At 59.0% G+C, this 15,180-nt stretch carries 11 protein-coding genes and 3 pseudogenes; 12 read left to right on the top strand and 2 right to left on the bottom strand.

All coding sequences use genetic code 11. From position 1 onward, the window contains the following. Window positions 1-23: 23 nt before the first annotated feature. From BLU76_RS04845 to BLU76_RS04895, 12 genes and pseudogenes are all read left to right on the top strand, one after another. Window positions 24-1,265, top strand: a complete 1,242-nt coding sequence (locus tag BLU76_RS04845) for a cyclic di-GMP phosphodiesterase (protein WP_092142328.1) — start codon at window positions 24-26, stop codon at window positions 1,263-1,265. A gap of 823 nt (window positions 1,266-2,088) precedes the next feature. Further along, a pseudogene (locus BLU76_RS32175) lies at window positions 2,089-2,697 on the top strand (methyl-accepting chemotaxis protein); the annotation flags it as partial. Window positions 2,698-2,708: 11 nt separating this feature from the next. Then, entirely contained in the window at window positions 2,709-3,077 is a 369-nt protein-coding gene (locus BLU76_RS04855) for a response regulator (protein WP_013692986.1), read from the top strand. 32 nt (window positions 3,078-3,109) lie between these two features. Beyond that, window positions 3,110-3,427, top strand: coding sequence for an STAS domain-containing protein (locus BLU76_RS04860; protein ID WP_063321785.1), 318 nt, complete (start codon window positions 3,110-3,112; stop codon window positions 3,425-3,427). 16 nt (window positions 3,428-3,443) lie between these two features. After that, on the top strand, window positions 3,444-5,573 hold the full coding sequence (locus tag BLU76_RS04865) for a chemotaxis protein CheA (protein WP_092221682.1): 2,130 nt from the start codon (window positions 3,444-3,446) through the stop codon (window positions 5,571-5,573). A gap of 891 nt (window positions 5,574-6,464) precedes the next feature. Continuing rightward, a pseudogene (locus tag BLU76_RS32180) lies at window positions 6,465-7,136 on the top strand (HAMP domain-containing protein); the annotation flags it as partial. Window positions 7,137-7,148: 12 nt separating this feature from the next. Then, window positions 7,149-7,985, top strand: a pseudogene (locus BLU76_RS32185) (methyl-accepting chemotaxis protein); the annotation flags it as partial. Between the two features lie 3 nt (window positions 7,986-7,988). Further along, window positions 7,989-8,501 (top strand): chemotaxis protein CheW, encoded by a 513-nt coding sequence (locus BLU76_RS04875; protein ID WP_092221686.1) that lies wholly within the window; start codon window positions 7,989-7,991, stop codon window positions 8,499-8,501. 75 nt (window positions 8,502-8,576) lie between these two features. Beyond that, window positions 8,577-9,101: a chemotaxis protein CheW gene (locus tag BLU76_RS04880; RefSeq protein WP_063321781.1), complete on the top strand. Its 525-nt coding sequence runs from the start codon at window positions 8,577-8,579 to the stop codon at window positions 9,099-9,101. Next, window positions 9,098-9,901, top strand: coding sequence for a CheR family methyltransferase (locus BLU76_RS04885; RefSeq protein ID WP_092221688.1), 804 nt, complete (start codon window positions 9,098-9,100; stop codon window positions 9,899-9,901). The genes BLU76_RS04880 and BLU76_RS04885 overlap by 4 nt, the downstream gene beginning before the upstream one ends. A 61-nt stretch (window positions 9,902-9,962) precedes the next feature. Beyond that, window positions 9,963-10,415, top strand: a complete 453-nt coding sequence (locus BLU76_RS04890; RefSeq protein ID WP_086936772.1) for a chemotaxis protein CheD — start codon at window positions 9,963-9,965, stop codon at window positions 10,413-10,415. Continuing rightward, window positions 10,412-11,488: a protein-glutamate methylesterase/protein-glutamine glutaminase gene (locus tag BLU76_RS04895; protein WP_092221690.1), complete on the top strand. Its 1,077-nt coding sequence runs from the start codon at window positions 10,412-10,414 to the stop codon at window positions 11,486-11,488. The genes BLU76_RS04890 and BLU76_RS04895 overlap by 4 nt, the downstream gene beginning before the upstream one ends. Window positions 11,489-11,503: 15 nt before the next feature. On the opposite strand, the gene BLU76_RS04900 is transcribed toward BLU76_RS04895, so the two are convergent. Both BLU76_RS04900 and BLU76_RS04905 read right to left on the bottom strand, forming a co-directional pair. Beyond that, a complete protein-coding gene (locus BLU76_RS04900; protein WP_092221693.1) occupies window positions 11,504-12,133 on the bottom strand; it encodes a response regulator in 630 nt (209 codons plus the stop codon). After that, window positions 12,130-15,126, bottom strand: coding sequence for a sensor histidine kinase (locus BLU76_RS04905; RefSeq protein WP_256572642.1), 2,997 nt, complete (start codon window positions 15,124-15,126; stop codon window positions 12,130-12,132). Before BLU76_RS04905 ends, BLU76_RS04900 begins: the two co-directional genes overlap by 4 nt. Window positions 15,127-15,180: the final 54 nt, after the last annotated feature.

Genomic DNA, 15,180 nt, shown 5'->3' on the forward strand with positions numbered 1-15,180 from the left:
GCGGACAGAGGAGGATCTGCATCGTGTTGAAATATATCGGTGTGACCGATCTTTGCGTAGGAATGTATGTCCAGGAGCTGTCCGGTTCCTGCATAGAGCGTCCGTTCTGGAGCAAAGGCTTCCTGATTCAGAATGAGGAGGTGCTGGAGAAAGTCATTGCCTCGGACATTGATGGTGCATGGATCGACCTGTCCAAGGGAGTGGACGTACAAGCCTCTGCGCCTGCTGAACCCACTGTGCAGGCTCAGCAGTCCCCGCGCTTGCCGACCCGATCGTGCACCGAAGTACCCGGACCGCGTCCGAGGGTGGCAATGAGCGAAGAGTTGTTGAGGGCGGTCAACCTTTGCTCCAGTTCCAAGGCGGCTGTCATGGAGATGTTCGGCGATTTGCGCATGGGCCGGATCGTTCAACTGGATCGAGTCACGGACATGGTGGGTGAAATCTCCGACTCGCTGTTACGTCATCCTGATGCACTGCTCAGCCTGGTGCGCCTCAAGACCGTCGATGAATATACCTACATGCATTCGGTAGCCGTCTGTGGGTTGATGATTGGTTTGGCACGTCAGTTGGATTTACCGCCGCTGCTGGTACAAGAAGCCGGGCTGGCGGGCTTGCTGCACGACGTGGGCAAGATGGTGATACCCACGGCCATCCTGGCGAAACCATTGCCCTTGAATGACACCGAACACATGACGATGCGCAGGCACCCCGAGGAGGGTGCCAGGATGCTGGCGGACAGCAGGCATTTCACCTCCCGTGTGCAGGACGTTTGCTTGCATCACCATGAGAAGGTCGACGGCAGTGGCTATCCCCATAAGTTATGTGGCACCCAGATCAGTCTATTCGCGCGCATGGCCGCTGTCTGTGATGTGTATGACGCCGTGACGTCTGACCGTCCTTATCGGGATCGCTGGGGCCCCGCCGAATCGATTCGAAAAATGGCGGGATGGAGCGGGCATTTCGATCAGAAAGTGTTTCACGCCTTCGTCAAATGCATTGGTATCTATCCGGTTGGTGCTTTGGTTCGCCTTCAAAGTGGCAGGTTGGCGGTGGTGACGGAGCAACACGCCGATTATTTGCTCACGCCCAGGGTGAAGGTTTTCTACTCGGCGTCGAGTCGTGTGCCGCTGCCTCCCGAATGTATTGATCTGGCCTGTGGGCAGGACAGCATCGTCAGCATTGAGTCGGAGAAGACCTGGGGCTTCAAGAGTCTTGAAGCGCTCTGGGTGGCCACGGGGCAGGGCAGCGAGTCGCGATTTGGCTGACGCGTGCGAGTCCCAGTTTGTTTACCAGCGCCTGTCGCTGGTTTTTTTTGCTGTCGTTTTGGGGGGCTGTCACCTTCGGGTAGGAATTCTCCTACCGCACCAACCGCAATCCTTAGGTGTAAATCAGGATGCTCCGATAGTTTCGCCGCCATCACTTGGCCATTATCTCTCCAAGTCAACAAAACCAGGCATCCCAAGGGTGGATGTCTTGCGCGGGGTCCCGTCGGATCCGCACTGAACTGGAGAGATGAAGGTGAAAGGACAGGCAATTTCTTCCCCCCTGATCTTGATGCTCCCCGCGGGACTGACGGGAGTGCTCGGGTGTGTCGCGATTCTGGTCAGCACGGACTTCAGTCTGCGCAATGCAGCCAGTTGTGCACTGGTCTTGCTCGGCGCGTTGCTGATGGGGGTGTGGAGCCTGCGTTTATTGAGCAATCGGCCGCACGCAGAGCAAGGCGACGATCAGCCACTTCACGTTGCGCTGACCGCTTCGCCGGATGAAGGATTGGGCGAGGTATGCGCGCAGGTACTGCCGATCTGGAGACACCAGATCGATGCAGCGCGCATCCTCAGCGAGGAGTCGATCCTCAAGCTGAGTAGCCGTTTCGCGACGCTGTCGGGGGACATCAGTGCTTCTGCTTCCCACGGCGCGGACCAGAGTTCGGGCGCGCGGTTGCTGGAAATTCTTGAAGTCGGCCAGCGGGACCTGGACTCGATCATGGTTGCCCTTCGCGATGCGCTTTTGCGCAAGGAGTCGCAACTCAAGGAGGTAATGCTCCTTTCCGATTTCACCTCTCAATTGCAGGAGATGGCCAAGTTCGTCGGTGATATTGCCCAGCAGACCAATCTGTTGGCACTCAACGCCGCTATTGAAGCGGCGCGGGCAGGGGATGCCGGACGCGGCTTCGCGGTAGTGGCGGATGAGGTACGCAAACTGTCCAGTTTATCCGGGGGGACGGGGCAGAAAATCAGCGAAACGGTCAATGCCGTCAACGCTGCCATCTCTCGCACCGTCGAGCTATCCCAGCACCAGGCGCAGCAGGATTCGCAAACCCTGGCTCATTCAGAGCAATTGGTGTCCCAGGTGATCGAGCACTTCCGGCACAACGCCCAGGCCATCGTCGATACCAGCAGCAGTCTTCAGCAGCAGAGCGAAAACGTTGCCACCGAGATATCGGGGGTACTGGTCGCCCTGCAGTTCCAGGATCGAGTCGGCCAGATGCTTTCCCTGGTCAACAACGACCTTGGCAAGCTGCACGGGCATATCGTCGAACGCCAGCAATTCGCGCTCGCCGGCGGCGCACCGGCCCCGATCATCGCGGATGCCTGGCTTGAGCAATTGGCAAGCACCTACACCATGCCTGAACAGCATGCGATCCATCACGGTAAGCCTGTGGTGAGCAGTACTTCATCCGAGATCACTTTTTTCTAGGGAGTTTCCCCATGAGCAAAACCATCCTGATTGTCGATGACTCTGCTTCCATTCGCCAAGTGGTGAGCATCACCTTGAAGGGCGCCGGATACGAGGTCATCGAAGGTGTTGACGGTCGTGACGCCCTGACCAAGCTCGACGGACGCAAGATCCACCTGATTGTCAGTGACGTGAACATGCCGAACATGGATGGCCTGAGCTTCATCAAGGCCGCTAAACAACTGCCGGCCTACAAGTTCACGCCCGTGATCATGCTGACCACCGAAACCGGAGAGGCCATGAAGCAACAGGGCCAGGCCGTCGGTGCCAAGGCTTGGATGGTCAAGCCCTTCCAACCGGCGCAGATGCTCGGTGCCGTCTCCAAACTGATCATGCCGTAGCACCGCCCAGAGTCCCTGGAAAGGAGGTTGTCATGACAAACACCACGGCTTGTCTGCGTCGGATTCTGGTTCTCGAAGGGCCGCTGACCATTTACACCGCAGCCGAACGCAAAGACCTGTTGCTGGAGCTGTTTCCGTTGGCTCAGGAAGTCGAAATGGATCTGGGCGGCGTGGACGAAATGGATACCGCCGGGCTCCAGTTGTTGGTGCTGATCAAACAGGAGTCGCTGCGCCATGGTTCCAACCTGCTGCTGAGCAACCACAGTACGGCGGTGCTTGATGCACTGGACATGAGTGGGTTGCACAGCTTTTTCGACCAGTCGGCTCCGGCCCTTCAGCAGAGAGGTTGAAGCCATGAGTTCGCCCATGAATCTGGACGACGTGCTACGAACGTTCATCGCCGAAAGCCAGGAGCTTTTGCTCCTGATGGAGGAGGCGTTGCTGCAGATCGAACAGGCGCCGGATGATGTCGACACCATCAACGCCTTGTTTCGCGTCGCCCATACCATCAAAGGTTCTGCCGGCCTGTTTGGCTTCACGCCGATCGTTGCCTTTACCCATGTGGCAGAAAGCGTGCTGGATCGGGTCCGTGGACATGAACTGCGGGTGGACGAATCGCTGAGTGCCTTGTTCCTGGACGTGCGGGACCACTTGTGCACGCTGATTGAATTGCTGGCCAGCCACGGCGACCTGCAAGGCATGACCGCAGAGCACGAGCGGCTGGGAGCGGCGTTGGTCGAGCGTCTCAACCGCTACCTGGAACCCAGTCCGGAACCGGTGCAGTCCCTGGCAACGTTCGAACCGCTGCAATCGACTTGCGTCATGCATTGGCATATCTCCCTTCGCCTGTGTCCCGACGTTTTGCGCAACGGTATGGACCCGCTGTCGTTGTTGCGTTACCTCAACAGTTTCGGCCAGATCAGCGCGGTCGTGTGCATCACCGAGGGCATGCCGGATATCTCGGCGATGGATCCGGAAACGTGTTACCTGGGATTTGAGCTGGGGTTTGTCAGTGACGCCGACCAGGCCACCATTGAAGGGGCCTTCGACTTCGTTCGTGAGGGCAGTCAGATCTGCGTGTTGCCGTGCAACGGTGACCTGACCGGCTTGCGGGCTTTGATCGGTCGTCTCGACGCCGAGCCCGATGCCATGGTCGAGGCCTTCATCGCCTGTGGTTCCGTCACCCGTGAGGCCTGGCTGGCCAGTCCTTCTTCTGGCGAGTCGACAGCCATTGCGGTTGCCCCCGTGGCACCAGACCAGGCAGCCCGCGAGGACGTCACCAAGAGTCGGGGGGCAAAAGAGGCCCGTCCGGCCGAAGGTAATCTGATTCGGGTCGACGCCGGAAAACTGGATCAATTGATCAACCTGGTGGGCGAGCTGATCATCGCCGGCGCTGGCGCCAATCTGGGGGCCATCCAAAGCGGCATTGGCGAGTTGATTGAAGCGACCAGCTCGCTCTCGCGTCTTGTCGAGGAGGTGCGTGACTGCGCCCTGACCCTGCGGATGGTGCAGATCGGCGGCACATTCAACCGCTTCCAGCGGGTGGTGCGCGATGTCTCCAAGGAACTGGGCAAGGACATTGCCTTGCAAGTACTCGGCGCCGAGACCGAGCTGGACAAGACGGTAGTCGAACGCATTGGCGATCCCCTGACCCACCTGGTGCGCAACGCCATGGACCACGGCATCGAATCTTCCCAATTGCGCCGAGACCGTGGCAAGCCGGAGCAGGGCACGGTTCGCCTCAACGCTTATCACGAGGCCAACAGCATCGTCATTGAAGTCAGCGACGACGGTGGTGGCCTGAACAAGCAACGCATCCTGGCCAAGGCGATGGAACGCGGTCTCGTCGCCGAAGGGCAACAGTTGCCCGACAGCGACATTCTCAATCTGATTTTCGAGCCCGGCTTTTCCACCGCCGACCAGGTCAGCAACCTGTCCGGACGCGGCGTGGGGATGGATGTCGTCAAACGGAACATCGTCGCCCTGCGCGGCTCGGTCAATCTGGAAAGCGAGGAGGGGGTTGGCACCACGGTGCGTATCCGCCTGCCGCTGACCCTGGCCATCATCGATGGCTTTCTGATCGGGGTAGGCAATGCCTCTTATGTCGTGCCGCTGGACCTGGTCGAGGAGTGCATCGAGCTGTCGACCGACGACGGCAGCAGTCAGGACTTCCTGGACTTGCGAGGCTCGGTTCTTCCAGTCCTGCGCCTGCGCGAGATGTTTGCCATCGACGAGCCTAACCATGGCCGTGAAAACATCGTGGTCGTGCATTACGCGGGGATGCGGGTGGGCCTGGTCGTCGATCAATTGCTGGGAGAGTTCCAGACGGTGATCAAGCCGCTGGGCAAGATTTTCGGTACGGCCCATGGATTGGGCGGCTTCACCATCCTGGGGAACGGAGCAGTAGCGTTGATCCTGGATATTCCCAAACTACTCGGGCAAGTCGCCAGCCGGCAGAAACACGGTATGACCCTCAGCCCTGAATTGACTCAATAGTTCTCCCTGGAGTACAGCATCATGACCGTCAAAAAAAATATCTCGCTGCTGGTCGCCTCAGCCCTGTTGGGCATCCTGATTCTGGTCAGCCTCAGTCTTTACCTGATGGGCGGGGTCAGGAGCACGGCCAGCTATGCGCAAGTCAACACAGTGCCCAGCCTGCAGTTGCTGGATCACGTGGCCCTGGCCCTGGCGGACAGCCACAGCCGGCAATGGCAGAGTCTGTCCGGAACTGCCGGTAGTGCCCAGCAAAGCGACAAGGAAACGGTGCTCCAGGCGCTGGATCGCTACCAGAAAGAGTTCGTCTCCGATGATCATGATGCGACGCTGCTCAGCGCCTTGCGCAGCACGGTCAATGAATATAACCGAGGCACGGAACGTTTCGATAATGCCCTCAAGAATGCCGTCCCCGAAGCCCGTAATCTGCTGCTCGACCTGGAGGTGACGCGCGAAAAGGTCACTTCCGCCTTGAACGATATCCGTCAGTACAACCTGGACCTGGGGCGCAAGAATGCGGCGGTCGCGGCATCGACCGAACAGACGGCGATCTACAGCATCGCGTTGGTCGGCGGCGCCACCTTGCTGGTCATCTGCTTGCTCGGTTTCTTCCTGGTACGCCGGCTGCTCCACACATTGGGTGGCGAGCCCGATGATCTCCGGCGGGTGGCCGAGCGGTTGGTGGCCGGGCAACTGGATGTGCAGGGCGGCAACAATGGCCCTGAACGTACCGGGCTGATGGGCTCCCTGGACCGGCTGAGCGGGACCTTGAACCAACTGATCAGCGAAATGAATCACATGTCCGCAGAGCACGATAAAGGCGACATCGACGTGCAGATCGATGCGGCACGCTTTGCTGGCAGCTATGGACTGATGGCCCAAGGCATCAACGATATGGTCAGTGGGCATATCAGCGTCAAGAAGCAAGCCATGGCCTGCATCAAGTCGATCAGTGAGGGCGACCTGCAGGCGTCCCTGCAAGCGTTCCCCGGCAAGAAAGCCTTTATTAACGTCACCATCGAGCATCTTCGCAGCACCATCACGGCGTTGATCGAAGAGATGCATCACATGTCGGACGAGCACGAGAAAGGCGACATTGATGTGCAGATCGACGTACAGCGATTCCAAGGCTCGTACCGTCAGATTGCCCAGGGCATCAACGACATGGTCAATGGTCACATCAGCGTGAAGAAACAGGCCATGGCTTGCATACGTTCCTTCGGCGAAGGTGACCTGTCGGCACCCCTGGCCCAGTTCCCGGGCAAAAAAGCCTTTATCAACGACAACATCGAGCAACTGCGCCGCAACGTCCAGGCGCTGATCGAAGACACCCAGATGCTCAGCGAGAATGCGGTAGTCGGTCGGCTCGATACCCGTGCGGACAGTACTCGCCATCAAGGGGATTTCCGCCGCATCGTGGCGGGGATCAATAGCACGCTGGACTCCATCGTTGCCCCTCTCAACGAGGCGATGGAGGTCATGGTGGCCCTGTCCGGTGGTGACCTGACCCGCAGCGTCAAAGGTGATTACCAGGGCAGCCTGCAAGACCTGAAGCACGCGGTCAATGAAACGGTGAGCAAGCTTTCGCAGATCATTGGCGAGGTGCGCAGTTCCGCCGATTCGCTGTCCAGTGCCTCGGAAGAGATTTCCGCCACGGCCCAAAGCATCAGCCAGTCGGCTTCGGTACAGGCGGCGTCGGTTGAAGAGACGTCGGCGTCGATGGAACAGATGTCGGCGTCGATTTCCCAGAACACCGAGAATGCCAAAGTGACCGATGGCATGGCCGGCAAGGCGAGCAAGGAGGCAAGCGAAGGTGGACAGGCCGTCAAGGACACCGTCTCGGCCATGAAAACCATCGCCGAGAAGATAGGAATCGTTGATTCGATTGCCTACCAGACGAACCTGCTGGCGCTCAACGCGGCCATCGAAGCGGCCCGTGCCGGCGAGCATGGCAAGGGCTTCGCGGTTGTCGCCGCTGAGGTGCGCAAGCTCGCCGAACGCAGCCAGGTCGCGGCACAGGAAATCGGCCAGGTGGCCAAGAACAGTGTTGCCCTGGCTGAGCGGGCCGGCAACTTGCTTGATGAAATCGTGCCCTCGATTACCAAGACCTCTGATTTGGTTCAGGAGATTGCCGCTGCATCCGAAGAGCAGTCCATCGGCTCGGAGCAGATCAATACCGCCATGTCGCAGATGAGCCAGATCACTCAACAAAACGCCTCTGCGTCCGAAGAGCTGGCTGCTACCGCCGAGGAAATGAGTAGCCAGGCCGAGCAGTTGCAAGAGTTGATGGGCTTTTTCACCTTGCAGGGTCGGGTTGCGGTTTCCGCCGTTCCACGGGCCGCTTCCTCCAGTCTGGGCGGCATGCAAAGCAGTGAGCATGCCCAGGAAGGCGGTTTCATTCGCTTCGGGAGTTGAGACATGGAACCTGCAGTCTTGAGCCATTTCGAGCATGCGCAGCAGAGTCCGTGTGACAGCGAATTCCTGCAATTCCTGACGTTTGTATCCGCCAGGGAGGTCTATGCGATCGATACCTTGTGCGTGCGAGAAATCATCGAGTACGGCCAGGTTACGAGCGTACCGATGATGCCGGATTTTATCCGCGGAGTGATCAATCTGCGCGGTTCGGTGGTGCCGGTGATCGATCTGCAGGCGCGCTTTAGCAAGGGCGCCACGCAGCAAGGCAACAGAACCTGCATCGTTATCCTGGAACTGGTTCAGGAAGACGAGCCGCAAGTGCTGGGTATCGTGGTCGACTCGGTGAGCGAGGTGATCGAAATCGAGTTGGCCGACATCAAGGCCGCTCCGGCGATCGGAAACCGGATCCGTGAAGACTTCATTCGAGGGATGGTCAAGGTGCGAGGTGCGTTCCTGACTGTGCTTCAGATCGACCAGGTGTTGTGTGTCAGTGAGATCGCTCGCCAGTTGCACTGAGTTGTAGCGCTCAGGCATGCCTACGTTGTCTTGAGATGGATGCTGCCGTCTACGGTGGATCCCTAGGAGTGAACCATGTCCATATCTGCCTCGCGCCTGCCTGCCCCGGGGACGGCAGCGCCACAGTACCTGACCTTCAGCGTGGGCCAGGAGATGTTCGCGGTAGGCACCCTGTGCGTACGGGAAATTGTCGAATACGGACCGATTACGCCGTTGCCGATGGCGCCAGCGAAGGTTCGCGGCATCACCAATCTGCGCGGAGCGGCCATTCCTGTGCTGGACCTCGGGCTGTGTTTTGGGGGCGTCCAGACCCTGGAAAACCCACGTACCTGCATCGTCATGCTGGAGGTCCACGGCAGCGGCGGCGCAGGCCTGGTGGGCATCATCGTGGATGCAGTCAGCGAAGTGCTGGAGATACCGGCCGAGCAGATCGAGCCGGCACCGGCACTCCAGGGCCGCCTTAGTCCTGCATTTGTGGTGGGAATCGGCAAGCTCAGTGACCGTTTCGTCTTGTTACTGGACATCGAGCACATGCTCAGTAGCGAGGACTGGTCGGCGCTGCTCCCTTCGAACATCAATGCCGACGGGCTAAGACCATGAACGTCGTGCTCTCCGACAACGAGTTCCAGCAGTTTCGAGCAATGATTCATGAAATCGCCGGGATCAGCCTATCCGTTGCCAAGAAACAGCTGGTCAGCGGCCGCCTGGCCAAGCGCTTGCAGTTTTTCAACTTGACCACCTACGGCAGCTATTACCGCCTGTTGATGAAGGACCGGACCGAGTTGCAAATGGCAGTGGACTTGCTGACCACCAACGAAACCTACTTTTTCCGCGAACCCAAGCATTTTGAGTTTCTGCGCGACGTGGTACTTCCCGAACTTCGTGGCAATGCCCCGGTACGTATCTGGAGTGGTGCCTGTTCCACGGGGGAAGAACCCTACACCCTGGCCATGGTGCTGGCCGACAGGCTGGGCACCCGGCTATGGGAGATCCTCGCTTCCGATATCAGTAGCCGGGTGTTGGAAAAAGCCCAAAGCGGACGCTACCCACTGGACGGTATCCGCGGCATTCCCGAAGCGCTGTTGAACAAGTACTGCTTGAGGGGCGTGGGTTGCAACAATGGCATTTTCATGGTCGACCGCGCGTTGGCGTCACGGATTACTTTTACTTCGATCAACTTGAACAATGCGCTGCCTTCGGTAGGGCAGTTCGACGTGATCTTCCTGCGCAATGTGATGATCTATTTCGATAACCAGACCAAGTCTGAAGTGGTGAGGCGCTTGAGCAAACACCTGCGGCCAGGCGGCTACTTCATCGTGAGCCATTCGGAAAGCCTGAATGGCATCAGCGATGAATTGCAGTTGGTCAAACCCTCTATCTACCGCAAACCGGACGCTTGAGATGGTTCAGGTGACCGAATATTTCCTGCAGCCCGGTGATGTGGCGTTCGGAGGACGCCAAATGCGCTTATGTACCGTGCTGGGGTCTTGTGTCGCCCTGGTGTTTTGGCATCCGCAACGCTTGTTGGGCGGCATGTGTCATTTCATGTTGCCTCGTCGGGGCGGGCGCGGCGCGGGACACCTGAACGGTCGTTACGCGACGGATGCGTTGTTGCTGTTGTTCGAGTGCATTCATCAGGCGGGCGCTCGGCCCGAGCAGTTTGAAGTGAGTCTTTTTGGCGGGGCTGACATGTTTCCCGGGGTGTATCGCGGTGACGCTACCGGGATCGGCCAACAGAACGTCAATGCCGCCAGGAGCCTGATCCAGGACCATGGGTTGCAGTGCCGGGCCTATCACGTCGGTGGCCAGGGGTATCGCCACCTGGTGTTCGATGTAGGCACTGGATGCCTTCAACTCAATCATGCCGACTCGGTACGCAAAGTATTCGAGTCGCCCAAGAGTAAAGCCATATGACGGATATCAAGGTCTTGATCGTGGATGATTCCGCCGTGGTGCGCCAGGTGCTGAGTGCAGCCCTGAACCAGGCCAGTGGAATCCAGGTTATCGACGTCGCCGCCGATCCGGTGTACGCCATGGAGAAGATGAGCAGGCAATGGCCTGACGTCATCGTGTTGGACGTCGAGATGCCACGAATGGACGGCATTACCTTCCTGAAAAAACTGATGGCGCAAAAGCCTACGCCGGTGGTGATCTGTTCGACGCTGACCGAGAAGGGCGCCAAGACCACCTTGCAGGCGCTGGCGGCTGGTGCAGTCAGTATCGTCACCAAGCCACAGTCCAACCTGCGACAGTTCCTGACTGAAAACGCGGACGAACTGATCCAGGCCGTCAGGGGCGCAGCGAAGGCCAACCTGCGACGCCTGGTGGGTGCCGCGGCGCCTGTCGAGGTGCCGCCCCGGCTCAGTGCCGACTCGATTCTGCCCCCTGCGTCCGTGGCCATGGCGCGTACGACTGAAAGTATCGTTGCCATCGGTACTTCCACTGGCGGCACCCAGGCTCTGGAACAGGTACTCCAAGGGTTGCCGCGGGTGTGTCCGGGCATTGTCGTGGTGCAGCACATGCCAGAGAAATTTACCGCCGCATTCGCCGAGCGCCTCAATCACGTTTGCGAAATCGAGGTTCGCGAGGCGGTACAGGGTGATCGCATCATTCCCGGGCGGGCGCTGATCGCACCGGGTGGCACCCATATGCTGGTCAAGCGCAGCGGTGCCCAGTACCAGGTGGATATTGTCCAGGGACCTCCCGTCAGCCGACATCGACCCTCGGTGGATGTCCTGTTCCGTTCGGTCGCACGCAGCGCCGGCAGCAATGCCCTTGGAATCATCATGACGGGCATGGGCGATGATGGTGCTCGTGGCCTCAAGGAAATGCGCGATGCCGGCGCCAGGACCCTGGGGCAGGATGAAGACTCTTGTGTGGTGTATGGCATGCCACGCGAGGCCTTCAAGCTGGGCGCGGTCGAGCGCGAGTTGCCACTGGAGCAGATTGCTTCGGCCATCCTTGGCGTTCGCGGACATCAGCCCTGAGATCGTGCCGTCGTTTCAGACCAGTCCTTCGTTCAAGGCGTAGCGCACCAGGTCTGTGCTGGTGGCAAAGCACATCTTCTCCATCAGCCGAGTCTTGTGGGTGCTGACGGTTTTATTGCTGATCACCAGTTGTTCGGCGATTTGGTTGACGCTCAGCCCTTGAGCCAGCATGCGCAGGATCTGGAATTCACGCGAGGTCAGGCTCTGCGAAGCGCTTTCGGGCGTTACGCCGCTGCTCTGAAGGGCGATCTGCTCGGCCAGTTGTGGATCGAGATAGCGCGCGCCGGTGCTCACCTTGCGGATCGCTGCCAGCAGCGCTTCCGGGTCGCGGTCCTTGGTCATGTAGCCCGAGGCGCCGGCGCGCAGCGCACGTTGGGCAATGTGGGCTTCATTGTGCATGCTCAAGATGAGCATCGGCAGCTTGGGGTAATGGGCGTGGATACGGCCGATCAGATCCTCGCCACTTGAACCGGGCATGGTCATGTCGAGCAGTAGCACGTCGATGTCTGTGTGGCGCAGCAACTCCAGGACCTGGGCACCATTTTCCGCTTCCGCCACCACGGAAAAATCCTTGACCAGCGCGAACAGTTGCTTGAGGCCTTCGCGCATGATCGTGTGATCGTCGGCCACCATTAAACGGATCATGAGTCGTGACTCCTTGAGACAGGTACGCGCAATTGAACGGTAGTACCGCTGCCGATGCTGCTGGAGATGGTGGTGGTCCCTCCCAAAGTCAGGCCCCGTTCGCGCATGCCCAGCAAGCCGAGGGTCCTGGACGATTGTTCACGTTGCTCGAAGCCTTTGCCGTTGTCGGCGATTTCCAGCGACCAGCCATTGTCGCCTTGCTCAAACGTGATATTGACCCGGGTGGCTTCGGCGTGCCGGGCAATGTTGGTCAGCGACTCCTGGGCGATTCTAAATGCGGCGGTTGCGCTGGCATCGTCCAGGCGGATTGTCGGCGGATGAATCTGCAGGTTGCAGTCGATGCCCCATTGCTGCTTGAAGGTGTCGGTCAGCCATTCCAGTGACGCGGCGATACCCATGTTGAGGATGGAAGGGCGCAGGCTGGTGGAAATATTTCTCACCACCTGCACCGTCTGGTCGATCAGTTGCAGCAGGCGTGCGACTTGTTCACTGAGCTGGGGCAGTTGTTCGCCGTACTGGAAGCGCAGCAGCGAAGTGCCCATGCGGATTGCGGTCAGATGTTGCCCGAGCTCATCGTGGATCTCCTGGGCGATCAGCTTGCGTTCCTCTTCCCGCGCACTTTCGCGGCTGGACATCAATTGGCGCAGTTGCTTGTTGAGCGATGCCAGGCGCAGTTCGGCCAGGCGCAGCTGTGATATATCCCGAACGACCGCCAGCACGGTGGCAATTTTCCCCTGGATGTCCTGCTCGGGAACGAGGCTGATGTGATAGACGCGTTGCAGTCGATGCTGCTCGGTGAGCACATACTCATGCTCCAGGGGCTGGCCCTTTTCCACGGCTTCGATGACGGCTGCATGGAACAATTGGCTCTGCAGGTTTTTCGGCAGGATTTCGAGCAGGTCCTTGTGCAGCAAGTCGATTTGCGGGCGATCCAACCAGGTTTCCAGCGCCGGATTGATGAACAACAGTTCACCCGTTCGACTCAGGCGTGCAATACCATCTGGAGAGTTCTCAACCAGTGTGCCGATTTCCTGCTGCCGGGCCAGTTCGTTGCGCTGCGCTTCCCGGATATCGGTGATGTTGCGAGCAATGCATACCAGGCGATGCAAGTGCCCATTTGAATCGGCGACGGGCACCAGATTGAAATGCACAACGAGTGAGCGCTGACCGCAAGGCAGATGCGCATCCAGTTCGATGGGCGCGCCCACGGCAATGCAATGCAGACAGATAGCCTCGACAATACTTGCGGCTTCTTGCTCCAAGCATTGGCCCAACGGTTGGCCGATCATGTCCGAATGGCTCTTGGCGAGCATCTCGCACAGCTTCGGATTGGCCTCCAGGCAACTGAGTTGCTGGTCGGCATCCACCGCGAGCAGGCAAAGCATGTCTTGTGAATGGTCGAAGACTTCGCGGTAACGACGTTCGCTTTGGGCCAGGTGGCTGTGGGCTGAGCAGCGTTCCCAGGCGATGGCAGCGATATGACTGGCCATTTGCGCATGCTTGCGGTCCTGCTCGCTCAGTGGGGTGTCGTCACCGACGAACAACAGGATGGCGCCCAGCGTGACGCCGGTCTTATTGATCACCGGTTCTACCCAGCAACCCCGGTAGCCTGCCTGCAAGGCGGGCTGGCTGAAAGCGAAGCCCGAGGCATCGCTTCTCAAATCGGCGATGAAACGATGGTGTTCGAACAGCTCGGGATGTCGATCGAGATCTTCGGCCAGGCAGGTTGCAATCGAGGGCGTATCCGTAGGCGGCGCGCCAGGGGAGTCGTCGCCAGGGATAGCCTTGAACGCCATGGCGTTGTGAAACTCGGGTGTCAGAATATCCAGGTAGGCGCCGAGCAGGGGCAGCACCTCAAGGAGAGAGTCGTGGGTGACCATCTTCTGGAAAATGGCCGAGCGCGCATTCTCGGCGCGCTCCTGCCGGCGCAACGCACTGATATCCTGGGCGGTGACCAGCACCCCGCACAGCTTGCCTGTTTCGTCATGCTCCGGGGTCAGGTTGCACAGGAAATCCATGGAACGACGTGAATGCGAGTCCTTGTTTTCCAGCAGAAACGTGTTCGCTACGCCGGTTGATAACGTGAGTTCCACCTGCGTGCGAAAGTACTCGTCGAGCTGATTGGGCGTCGAGGCGCGTTCGGTGATATGAGTGTTGGGAAAACCTCGGGCGCGTTCAAGCTCTGGATTGGCATAGATCTGTTGTCCTAGCCGGTTGTAGCGAAGGATGATGTTTTGTGAGCTTTTGGCCAGTGAGAGGTACTTCTGTTCGTTATTGAACAATGCCTGGCGCAAGGCGAGATGTTCACTGATGTCTTCCAGCTGCGATACGAAGTAAAGCGCTTCAGCATCAGCGTTACGGGCGATGCCCACGGTCAGGCGTGCCCACAGCGTGCTGCCGTCCTTACGGATGTAGCGTTTTTCCAGTGTCAGGCTTGCGCGGTGTCCCTGGATGAGCCTGTGCAATTCTTCCTTATTGAGGTCGGCGTCGTCCGGATGCGTCAAACGCTGGAAAGAGGTGGCGCGAAGTTCTTCTTCGGTGTAGCCAAGCATCTGGCACAGCATTCGATTGGCCGCGATCCATTCACCGCTCATCCGCAACAAGGCCAGGCCCGTGCCGGCGGAGTCGAACGCCAAGCGATAATCCTGTTCGGCAAGATGGATGTGTTCGGCGCGGTGGATCTTTACCAGGTAGGTGGATTGTTGCGCTTTGTAGTCGAGCTTCACACTCAGCGTGTCGCCACCGGCCGACATGCCCTGGAAATGCCAGCTACCCTTGAGTCGGGCATGGGTGATGTGCTGTTCAAACATCAGCGGCTTGAGGGAAAACAGGGAAGGCAAGGGAACCAGGAATGCGGCGGTCTCGCTTAGCCCCAGCAATCCGCTGGCGCAGTCGTCCATAATGAGCAGGGCCCCCTGGGCATCCAGCAACAAGACACCCACGTCATCCGCACCCTGCGTGTCCGGTGTTGCTACCGCAATGGCTGAATCCATTCGTCCATCCTCTGGTAACCCGCTCTTGAGCATAGCTTAAAGTCTTGAGAGCAA

Origin of the sequence: Pseudomonas sp. NFACC08-1 (genome assembly GCF_900106735.1) — a bacterium.
GTDB classification, from domain to species: domain Bacteria; phylum Pseudomonadota; class Gammaproteobacteria; order Pseudomonadales; family Pseudomonadaceae; genus Aquipseudomonas; species Aquipseudomonas fluorescens_Q.

What these genes read in the sequence shown, in the direction of transcription:
- BLU76_RS04900 (WP_092221693.1), bottom strand. Translation starts at nt 12,133, where the DNA reads ATGATCCGTTTAATGGTGGCCGACGATCACACGATCATGCGCGAAGGC.
- BLU76_RS04885 (WP_092221688.1), top strand. Translation starts at nt 9,098, where the DNA reads ATGAACGTCGTGCTCTCCGACAACGAGTTCCAGCAGTTTCGAGCAATG.
- BLU76_RS04855 (WP_013692986.1), top strand. Translation starts at nt 2,709, where the DNA reads ATGAGCAAAACCATCCTGATTGTCGATGACTCTGCTTCCATTCGCCAA.
- BLU76_RS04890 (WP_086936772.1), top strand. Translation starts at nt 9,963, where the DNA reads ATGCGCTTATGTACCGTGCTGGGGTCTTGTGTCGCCCTGGTGTTTTGG.
- BLU76_RS04865 (WP_092221682.1), top strand. Translation starts at nt 3,444, where the DNA reads ATGAATCTGGACGACGTGCTACGAACGTTCATCGCCGAAAGCCAGGAG.
- BLU76_RS04905 (WP_256572642.1), bottom strand. Translation starts at nt 15,126, where the DNA reads ATGGATTCAGCCATTGCGGTAGCAACACCGGACACGCAGGGTGCGGAT.
- BLU76_RS04860 (WP_063321785.1), top strand. Translation starts at nt 3,110, where the DNA reads ATGACAAACACCACGGCTTGTCTGCGTCGGATTCTGGTTCTCGAAGGG.
- BLU76_RS04880 (WP_063321781.1), top strand. Translation starts at nt 8,577, where the DNA reads ATGTCCATATCTGCCTCGCGCCTGCCTGCCCCGGGGACGGCAGCGCCA.
- BLU76_RS04875 (WP_092221686.1), top strand. Translation starts at nt 7,989, where the DNA reads ATGGAACCTGCAGTCTTGAGCCATTTCGAGCATGCGCAGCAGAGTCCG.
- BLU76_RS04895 (WP_092221690.1), top strand. Translation starts at nt 10,412, where the DNA reads ATGACGGATATCAAGGTCTTGATCGTGGATGATTCCGCCGTGGTGCGC.